This window comes from Flavobacterium frigidum, from assembly GCF_048286735.1.
GTDB lineage: Bacteria > Bacteroidota > Bacteroidia > Flavobacteriales > Flavobacteriaceae > Flavobacterium.
Genome location: NZ_JBLVPU010000024.1, coordinates 42,890 through 52,142, shown reverse-complemented (window position 1 = coordinate 52,142; position 9,253 = coordinate 42,890). Strand labels below are relative to the sequence as shown.

The window sequence follows — 9,253 nt, the reverse complement described above, 5'->3', positions numbered from 1 at the left end:
AACAATTTCAGGTAATAATAATTTGATTAGCTCACTAAAAGAATCTTGCATTTGTATCTATTTTTAAAATACAAATATCGAAATTTAATATTTCCCCACAGGTTTTAGACTTGATCCCAAAAACTCCTCTAAAATAGCTCGGATTTATGTTGCCAAACAATCCACAAAAACAATCCCAAATACAGTACACAAAGTACAAATTTCATGAAGCTTGATGCTAGAAAGCCTATGAACGAACCTACGGCTGCTTTCAAAGCCCGTTTGTGATCATTGAGATCAAATATAAGCTCACCTATCAATGCGCCAATAAAAGGTCCAATAAGGAAGCCAAAAGGGATTGGAGCAAGAATACCGACGATTAATCCAATAGTAGTTCCCCATACCCCATAAGAGCTGCCGCCAAATTTTTTAGTGCCTTTGGCTGGGATTACAAAATCTAAAACGGAAATAATTATTGTAATTAACAATGTAGCGCCTAAAACCCAATAATTGGCTGGTACAGCAACTGTAAAGTACAAGAGCAGTAATCCAATCCAACTTAATGTTGGTCCAGGCAAAACGGGTAAAAAACTACCCAAAACCCCTAAAATCATACAAATAAAACCAAGAGCAAAAAGCAGTACATCCATACATTTATTTTTAGTAATTTTGAAAATACAAAATCAGCATTGTATTTAACTCATGAAACAGGTTCAATTTAATATAGCATTATCGATTATCGTCTTTTTTACTTGTTCGTGTTGGACTATACATGCCCAAGAAATAATAGTTACGGACAAGGATATGTATGTAAAAGAAATTATTTACAATGAAAATAGAGTAAAAGTATTAAATTATTCTTTGAAAGAGTTTGATGCGCTTTTTTTTGAATTTTTTGATAAAAAATCAAATCCATCGCTATTGTTGACAAAACAGGAATTCTATACCTATACCATACAAATCGCTATTTTTTCAGATCGTTTGGCGGCATTGTATCCAGATCAAAAAGAAATTGCTGCTACAAACAAAAAGAAATGGTTTGCAGAAGCCTATGAAGATTATTTAGTTTTGAAAGCATCTCAAAAAAAATAAGTGTAATTTTAGATCCTATTAGTTCCATTCAAAAACAAAACCTTGAAGCAGTATTATCTCTTTTTCGTATTTCTCATTTTTAATTCCTGTCAATACTTTGACAAGCAAATCCCTTCGGAAAAGGAATTGTTACAAAAGGAACTGAAATCCATCAACTGGAAAGAAGTCGATGAATACCCATCGGTAGTAGATTGTGAAAAAATAGAAGATAAAAAGCAACGTCAACAGTGTTTTTTTGAAGTTTTAACGCAGCTGATTCAAGATAAGTTACGTGTTGATACACTTTCAATTCTTTATCCTGAACTGGACACAATAGAGGTCAAGGTCACTATTTTTCCTAATGCTACAATGCAATTCGAGCCTCAATTTCCTAAAGATTCGGTTGCCTATGACAAAACTAAAATCGACAGTATACTTAAAGTCCGTTTAGTTGATTTTCCAAAAATTAATCCAGCCATCAAACGTGGAATCCCCGTGAAAACACAATTTATACTTCCGGTAATTTTAAAAGTAGAGTAGTTTTATTGTTCTTAGCGAAGTTTAATGAGGAGCTATTTCCAGCTGTTCACTGTATCTTTTTCTTTTTAAAGAAAAAAGAAAAAGGATGCCGCTACCATCTGGGCTATGGTTGTAGTGCAAATTAGAATTTTCTCCCTTTCCATTCGTATTTTCCAAACAAAGAATAAAGAGCCACGCTAGTACTAAAAAAAGGATAGAACAAACTGCTCAAAATCAAATACCGGATTTTGTTTTTGGTTAAAAAACGATTGGTTTTATAAATCAAAATGGTGTCTACAGTAAACTTTGATGCGATGATCAAAATGATAATCGAAATAGGTACTACACCAAAGAACCAAAGCCCAATACCCAACACCCAACACAAATTCCCTGCAAATACTAGCAGACCCAATCCTTTCCCGAAAGCACTCTGATACGAACTTGTTTTTGAGGCCCATCGAACGCGCTGATAGCACAATGATTTCCAATTATCCAATGGTTTTGTAATGACAATGTTATTTGGACTTTTTAGATAACTTACTTTGTCAGGGAATTTAGCAATTGCTTTTTGCAAAAGGAAAACATCATCGCCACTAGCAATTGTATCGTTTCCATGAAAGCCATTCAATTCCTGGAAAAAGGATTTGGTATACGCAAAGTTGGCGCCATTGCACATAAATCCTTTATTAATACCAAAACTCCCAATGGTAGCGCCTTGTAAACTTGCTATATCCAATTGCTGGAAATGATGTAAAAATGAATTTCCACAAGTATACGTTACCGCTCCGGCAATCATGGCAACATCATGAAGCTGAATGTAATTATCCAAGGTCAATAACCATTTTTTATTAACTACACAATCGGCATCGGTGGTGATAATCCAGTCCGTATTTATAATTTGCATTGCGGTTACAATGGCATCTTTTTTAGGTGAATTTGAAACCCGATTATTAGCTACGATTGAAACCTTAAACTTTAACCGTTGTACTTTAAACTTTTCCTTAGAATCATCATCAACTAGAATCACTTTGAATAAATCTATTGGATAATTCAAACTCGAAAAACTGTCTAATAGAAGCGGCAAGTTTTCATTTTCATCCCGAAATGGAATGATAATGGAGAATTTTGTTTTTGGCGTTAAGCCGTTACTTTCGGTTGTATTCACCTTGGTAAAACCATAAATCAGTACTAGTATCGCCAAGCAATAGATGAGGATTATGAGGAATAAAACAATTGGAATCATAATTATTTTATATAGTTTCGTCTTCCTCTACTTTGGAGAGGGTTGGGGAGAGGGTTTTAAAATTCAAGACAAAATAACTACCAATTACAACTGGTAATACCACATTGAGAAACCACATCAAAGTAGAAATGAAAATTACAATCCATTCGTTGACGCCTAAAATCCCGAAGAAATAAACAGCAACACTTCCTTTAACGGCAAAGTCCAAAAATTGAAAAGTAGGCAGCGAAGACGCTAGAAAATAAACAGATGAAATCGTAGCAATCATCGTGAGGTATGGCAAATCAACATCAAAAGCCAAAAATAAAAAGTAGTACTGATGCGAGAAAACCAAATAACGACAAATACCCAAAAAGATGTTTTTTTGATGAATGGATTTTGGAATTTCATTAATCTTATGAATCAGTTTTTCGATAGAATACCCTTTAATTGTGATTTTTTTGACTAAAAATAAAACTAGGAAAAGCAGTAGTAGCACTGCAAGAAGCAGCACTGCCGTTTTTGTCGCAATCACATGGTATTGCGCATTAAAAACAAGCAGCCCAATAAATCCAAAAATAACGGTCAGTATCATTTGGATTCCGTTGCAAATCAGGTTCAGGAAAATTACTTTTTTTGTATTAGATTTTTCGAAAAACAATGCTTTTCCAGCATATTCGCCTATTCCATTTGGTGTAAAAAGACCTGCAGTTAGCGCGCCAAGAACTTGTTTGGTAGCTTCACTCAAAGAGATTTTGTGGATAAATGCTACCAAGTTTTGCCATTTCAATATTTCAAAAAACCGATTTAAAACACTTAGCAATAAAAGAAACGCAATTCCAGTAATAGATTGATTTTTTTGAAATAAAACAATGAATTTTTGCCAGTCGAGTTTGTCGTTATTTGCCAATTGATTGTAAATAAAATAAAACGCACCGCCAACGATCAAAAGTTTGATTAGAACTACGAGTAATTGTTTAGTTTTGTGTGGAATTGAAATCATTGTTACAAAGAAACGAAAACTTTGAACTTCGAACTTTAAACTTTAAACAAATCTTTTGTCAAACGAACGCATCATATTAGGAATTGATCCTGGAACCACAATTATGGGTTTTGGATTGATAAAAATTGTCAATAAAAAAATGGAATTTTTGCAATTAAATGAGTTGCAATTGTCCAAATACGACAATCATTATCAAAAACTAAAAATCATTTTTGAGCGAACCATTGAATTAATCGACACACACAATCCGGATGAAATTGCAATTGAAGCCCCTTTCTTTGGCAAGAACGTGCAATCGATGTTGAAGTTAGGTCGCGCGCAAGGTGTGGCCATGGCGGCTGGACTTTCTAGAGACATACCAATTACAGAATACGAACCCAAGAAAATAAAAATGGCAATCACCGGAAACGGAAATGCTACAAAAGAGCAGGTTGCCAAAATGCTACAGCAACTTTTAGGGCTGAAAGAATTACCTAAAAACCTTGATAGTACAGACGGATTGGCAGCAGCAGTTTGTCATTTTTTCAATTCTGGAAAAGTAATTGGTGAAAAGAGTTATACTGGGTGGGATGCTTTTGTGAAGAATAATGAAAATAGAATTAAAAAATAGATTATGTTTGTAGGAATTTTAAATTAAAAAAAATACAAATATGAAGTTTATTAGAGTCTTTGCCGTTTTATTAGTTATTTCTATTTTTTCTTCTTGTTCGTCTGATGAGTCTAGCAGTAGTTCGAATCCAAAAGAATCCTTTACTTACAAATTGAATAATCTAAATGTTCCTATTGTAAGTTGGACAGCAGTAAGAACAGAGAATTTTATCGAAGTCTTAGGAATAGCTTCGGATGGTAGTAGCATTTACGCTTCTTTTGATAAATTTGGACATTTTGAAAGAATTGGTTCAACGAGTCCTGTAAGTTCGTCTATACCATGGAGAGATAGCTTTTATGAGTTTAGTTCTAATTATTTTAATTTTGAATTAGTGTCTTTAGACGAGACAAATAAAACAGTTAAAGTTACTTTTTCGGGGAAACTTTATGAGGATATGTTTGACTTAAGTTCTAGTTCTTCCTCAGTTGAAGGTAATTTTTATGTTAAGTATGTCGATCAACCTGCACCAGAAGTGACTGGTTTAGGAACGTCATTAAAAATTAATGGAACGAATTGGAGATCAATTAAAGAAAGTCAAACCGATGGTTTCTTTTCGGGTTCCGATATTACGTTAACAGCACAAAGTGACGATGCGTATGCCTTCGGCTTAACAATAAATCACAACAATACTCAAAAAGGAACGTACAATTTTACACCTTCTACCACTGTCAATAAAGTAGTGCTTTCTAAATATGATCCTTTAACGAATTCATATGTAGATTATGCTGGAACTGGTAACCTTATTATCACCGATAAAATTGTAGGTAGTCGATATACAATCATAAAAGGCACTTATGTATTCAATGCAAAAGATCCTAAAACCAATATCTCTACAACTATCACCGAAGGTGCTTTCAAAACTATTTACGAAAACTATTAATTTTTTTACTTTTTAACGTATTAATTCAAGAGCAAGATTTATCTTGCTCTTTTATTATGTCAGGAATCTACATTCATATCCCTTTTTGCAAGCAGGCATGTCATTACTGTGATTTTCATTTTTCGACTTCGATGAAGAAGAAAGAGGAGATGGTTATGTCTATTGCCAAAGAATTGCGAATGCGTAAAAGCGAATTTGAAAAGGAACAAGTTGAAACCATTTATTTTGGCGGTGGAACGCCAAGTGTTTTAACATCTGAAGAAATTAATTTCTTGATAGAAGAAGTTTATAAAAACTATTCTGTTTCAGAAAACCCCGAAATCACGCTCGAAGCCAATCCGGATGATTTGTCTAGCGAACGAATAATTGCATTGTCTAAAAGTAAAATAAATCGTTTAAGCATAGGGATTCAGTCGTTTTTTGAAGATGATTTACAACTAATGAATCGCGCTCATAATTCGGCGGAAGCCAAAAAATGTTTAGAAGAAGCGACCCAATATTTTGATAATATTTCACTGGATTTAATTTATGGAATTCCTGGCATGAGCAATGAGAAATGGAAACAAAATATAGAAACTGCACTGTCTTTTGGAATACCGCACATTTCAAGTTATGCTTTGACAGTAGAGCCTAAAACGGCGTTGAATAAACTGATACAAACAGGAAAAATTGCTGCTCCTAAAGATGAAGTTGCGCAACAACATTTTGCTATTTTAGTAGAAACGCTCGAAGCCAATGACTTTATACACTATGAATTGTCAAATTTTGGCAAAGCCAATTATTTTTCAAACAATAATTCGGCGTATTGGTTGGGGAAAAAATACCTTGGAATTGGTCCTTCGGCCCACAGTTATGATGGTGTTTCAAGAAGTTGGAATGTTTCGAACAATGCACTTTATTTAAAATCTATTCAAGAGAATAAATTGCCAAATGAAATAGAAATTCTTTCGATTACGGACCGGTATAATGAATATATTATGACTGGTTTGCGGACTATTTGGGGCGTTTCTTTGGATAGAATTGAGCAGGAATTTGGAACCGTATACCTTGAATATTTGAATAAACAATCTCAGAAATTCCTTGATGATGACTTGGTGTTTATCGAAAACAATATCTTAAAACCTACCGCAAAAGGAAAGTTTTTGACCGATGGAATTGCAAGTGATTTGTTTTACTTAAATTTGGAAGAGTAACGTAACCGCAAAGGTCGCAAAGTTTTACGCAAAGTTCACAAAGATATATTAGTATGACTGAAAATGAATTATCTAGAATTGTATTTGATTGTGCTTTGAAAGTTCATAAGGGACTTGGTCCGGGCTTATTAGAGAGTTCCTACGAGGCGTGCTTATTCTATGAGCTAAAGAAATTGGGTTTGAATGTTGTAAAACAAAAATCCTTGCCTTTGGTTTATGAAGAGGTCAAATTAGATATTGGTTACCGAATTGATATTATTGTTGAGGATAAATTGATTTTAGAAATAAAATCAGTAGATGCTTTAAATGATATTCATTTTGCTCAATTATTAACGTATCTGAAATTGACGAATTGTAAGTTAGGTTTACTCATGAATTTTAATGTTGTTTTGATAAAAGATGGAATAAAAAGAATTGTAAATAATCTTTAATCATCACTTTGCGTGCCTTGCGTAAACCTTTGCGCCCTTTGCGGTAAAAAATATTATGAAAGCAAAAATCAACAATTTCGAAGTAGATTTATCAAAACCCATTGATATTTCGATTCCGTTAACGAATACCGATGAAAATCCAATTGCTTGGTATATCGAGAAGCCGGTCATTGAACCTGTAGTTTTTGGGGATTGGATCGGGAAAGTGTCAGAAGGGAAATCATCGACAAACTTCAATAATATTTTTTTCAATCCGCATGGACACGGGACGCATACGGAATGCTTGGGTCATATTACACGGGAATTTTACAGCATCAATCAATCATTGAAACAGTTTTTCTTTATGGCTGAATTAATTTCGGTTCAACCAGAATTACAAGGGGAAGATTTGGTGGTTACGTTAAATAGTATTTATACTGCGCTCGATGTGACATTAAAGTTGGGTGTTCCAAAAGAAGCACTAATTATTAGAACATTACCTAATTTAGAAGGAAAAAAGCATTTAAAATATTCGAATACCAATCCGCCTTATCTGGAGGAAGATTCTGCGCGTTTCATTTGTGAAAGCGGAATAAAACATCTACTGATTGATTTGCCAAGTGTTGATAAAGAAAAAGATGATGGAAAATTAGTAGCGCACAAAGCTTTTTGGAATGTAACTGATGTTGATAATCTGAATGCTGATGCACGATTGGACTGTACGATTACGGAGATGATTTTTGTTTCAAATGAAGTGAAAGATGGTACTTATTTGCTGAATTTACAAATTGCTTCTTTTGAGAATGATGCAAGTCCTAGTAAGCCGGTTTTGTACGCTATTTTGAAAGATGAATTATAAATTTTGAATGTAAATAATTTCAAAAAATGAACTTAGAGACCTACTACGAATATTGCTTGTCTAAAAAAGGAGTGACCGAACATTTTCCTTTTGATGAAGATACTTTAGTTTTTAAAGTGGGCGGAAAAATGTTTGCATTGGCCTCTTTAAGTCAATGGGAAAAAGGACAACCATCTGTTAATTTGAAATGTGATCCGGAGCGCTCTGAGGAATTACGCGCCGAATATGATGACATTCAGCCAGGTTTTCACATGAGTAAAACCCATTGGAACACCATTGCTCTGAATGAATCAGTTTCGGATGCGCTTGTTAAAGAGTTGATAGATCATTCCTATGAATTGATTTGTAAAAGTTTGCCCAAAAAAGTTCAACTTGAATTAAAATTGGTATAACCAGTTATCGATACTTAATGCATTTTGGTCTATATCAAATTCAGTATTATCGATAAAGCGTAAGAGCAGGATATAACTTTAGTATTTTTAGTTTTTAAAACATCCAAATACCATGACAAAAGCACTAAATATTTTGCTAATAGAAGACGATGAAATTGAAGTGATGAAGTTCAATAGGGTTTTAAGTAAGCTAAAAATAGCTCACAAGATTGTTGAGGCAAATAATGGCGAAGAAGCCATTACAATACTTAAGGAAAAAGAAATTGTTCCTGACATTATTGTTTTAGATTTAAACATGCCCAAAATAAACGGAATAGAGTTTTTAGGAATATTAAAATCAGACGATTATTTAAAATACATTCCTGCAATTATATTGACAACATCTAGCAATAGGTCAGATTTGTTAGAGTGTTATAGAATAGGGATTGCGGGTTATTTACTAAAACCCTTAAAATATGATGAATATGTGGATAGAGTGACAAAATTGGTTGAATATTGGAGTACAAATGAGTTAATCACAAATTAGGATCATGTACGGCATTGTAAATAAATCAATAGAAGACTTAGTTGTTGCTAATTTTGGTAGAGAAATATGGGAGACTGTACATGAAAAAAGCGGTATTGATGTTGATTTTTTTCTAAGCAATGAAGTGTATGATGATGCTATTACCTATCAAATTGCTACCACACTTTCAGAAGAAATGAACATGACCTTGAGTCAAGTATTAATTGCCTTTGGAGAATGGTGGGTGGTACATACTACATCTGAGAAATATCCCGGTCTAATGGAGTCTGGAGGGAAAAGTTTGAGTGATTTTTTAATCAATTTACCTAATTTTCACAATAGGGTTATGGTTGTGTACCCTAAACTTACTCCCCCAGAGTTTAAAGTAAGTGATGTTAGCTTATCTGGGCTTCATTTACATTATCATTCTAAGAGAGTAGGGCTTCAAGATTTTGTGAAGGGAATCATTCAAGGACTAGGTATTTTATATAAAACTCCAGTGACGATAACTTTACTGCAATCAAGAAACGAAGGGAGCACTCACGAAATATTCAAAATTAATTGGTAATTC

At 33.7% G+C, this 9,253-nt stretch carries 13 protein-coding genes; 10 read left to right on the top strand and 3 right to left on the bottom strand.

The window, feature by feature from the left end; all coding sequences use genetic code 11:
* Positions 1-128 precede the first annotated feature (128 nt).
* Positions 129-629 (bottom strand): DUF456 domain-containing protein, encoded by a 501-nt coding sequence (locus tag ACNQGO_RS13385; RefSeq protein WP_417985569.1) that lies wholly within the window; start codon positions 627-629, stop codon positions 129-131.
* A gap of 52 nt (positions 630-681) precedes the next feature.
* Between ACNQGO_RS13385 and ACNQGO_RS13380 the strand changes: the two genes are divergently transcribed.
* Together ACNQGO_RS13380 and ACNQGO_RS13375 are read left to right on the top strand one after the other, a co-directional pair.
* Complete coding sequence (locus tag ACNQGO_RS13380) at positions 682-1,071, top strand: hypothetical protein (RefSeq protein ID WP_417985568.1); 390 nt, start codon at positions 682-684, stop codon at positions 1,069-1,071.
* Between the two features lie 42 nt (positions 1,072-1,113).
* The gene (locus tag ACNQGO_RS13375) at positions 1,114-1,590 is read left to right on the top strand and encodes a hypothetical protein (protein ID WP_417946464.1); all 477 of its coding nucleotides are present in this window, start codon (positions 1,114-1,116) and stop codon (positions 1,588-1,590) included.
* A 121-nt stretch (positions 1,591-1,711) separates the two neighbouring features.
* On the opposite strand, the gene ACNQGO_RS13370 is transcribed toward ACNQGO_RS13375, so the two are convergent.
* Both ACNQGO_RS13370 and ACNQGO_RS13365 read right to left on the bottom strand, forming a co-directional pair.
* Positions 1,712-2,812, bottom strand: coding sequence for a glycosyltransferase family 2 protein (locus ACNQGO_RS13370; protein WP_417985567.1), 1,101 nt, complete (start codon positions 2,810-2,812; stop codon positions 1,712-1,714).
* Positions 2,813-2,819: 7 nt separating this feature from the next.
* Positions 2,820-3,794, bottom strand: a complete 975-nt coding sequence (locus ACNQGO_RS13365; RefSeq protein WP_417985566.1) for a hypothetical protein — start codon at positions 3,792-3,794, stop codon at positions 2,820-2,822.
* A gap of 55 nt (positions 3,795-3,849) precedes the next feature.
* Between ACNQGO_RS13365 and ruvC the strand changes: the two genes are divergently transcribed.
* The 8 genes from ruvC to ACNQGO_RS13325 all read left to right on the top strand — a co-directional run bounded on the left by ruvC (position 3,850) and on the right by ACNQGO_RS13325 (position 9,250).
* Complete coding sequence (gene ruvC / locus ACNQGO_RS13360) at positions 3,850-4,404, top strand: crossover junction endodeoxyribonuclease RuvC (protein WP_417985565.1); 555 nt, start codon at positions 3,850-3,852, stop codon at positions 4,402-4,404.
* Positions 4,405-4,444: 40 nt separating this feature from the next.
* Positions 4,445-5,323 carry a hypothetical protein gene (locus tag ACNQGO_RS13355; RefSeq protein ID WP_417947838.1) on the top strand — a complete coding sequence of 293 codons (879 nt, stop codon included), beginning with the start codon at positions 4,445-4,447 and terminating at the stop codon, positions 5,321-5,323.
* Between the two features lie 56 nt (positions 5,324-5,379).
* Positions 5,380-6,516 carry a radical SAM family heme chaperone HemW gene (gene hemW, locus ACNQGO_RS13350; protein ID WP_417985564.1) on the top strand — a complete coding sequence of 379 codons (1,137 nt, stop codon included), beginning with the start codon at positions 5,380-5,382 and terminating at the stop codon, positions 6,514-6,516.
* A 53-nt stretch (positions 6,517-6,569) separates the two neighbouring features.
* Positions 6,570-6,947, top strand: a complete 378-nt coding sequence (locus ACNQGO_RS13345) for a GxxExxY protein (RefSeq protein WP_417947769.1) — start codon at positions 6,570-6,572, stop codon at positions 6,945-6,947.
* Positions 6,948-7,002: 55 nt separating this feature from the next.
* Positions 7,003-7,785: a cyclase family protein gene (locus ACNQGO_RS13340; protein WP_417947767.1), complete on the top strand. Its 783-nt coding sequence runs from the start codon at positions 7,003-7,005 to the stop codon at positions 7,783-7,785.
* A gap of 26 nt (positions 7,786-7,811) precedes the next feature.
* The gene (locus ACNQGO_RS13335) at positions 7,812-8,177 is read left to right on the top strand and encodes an MmcQ/YjbR family DNA-binding protein (protein ID WP_417947766.1); all 366 of its coding nucleotides are present in this window, start codon (positions 7,812-7,814) and stop codon (positions 8,175-8,177) included.
* Positions 8,178-8,289: 112 nt separating this feature from the next.
* Positions 8,290-8,703: a response regulator gene (locus ACNQGO_RS13330; RefSeq protein ID WP_417947765.1), complete on the top strand. Its 414-nt coding sequence runs from the start codon at positions 8,290-8,292 to the stop codon at positions 8,701-8,703.
* A gap of 4 nt (positions 8,704-8,707) precedes the next feature.
* Positions 8,708-9,250, top strand: coding sequence for a heme NO-binding domain-containing protein (locus ACNQGO_RS13325; protein WP_417985563.1), 543 nt, complete (start codon positions 8,708-8,710; stop codon positions 9,248-9,250).
* Positions 9,251-9,253: the final 3 nt, after the last annotated feature.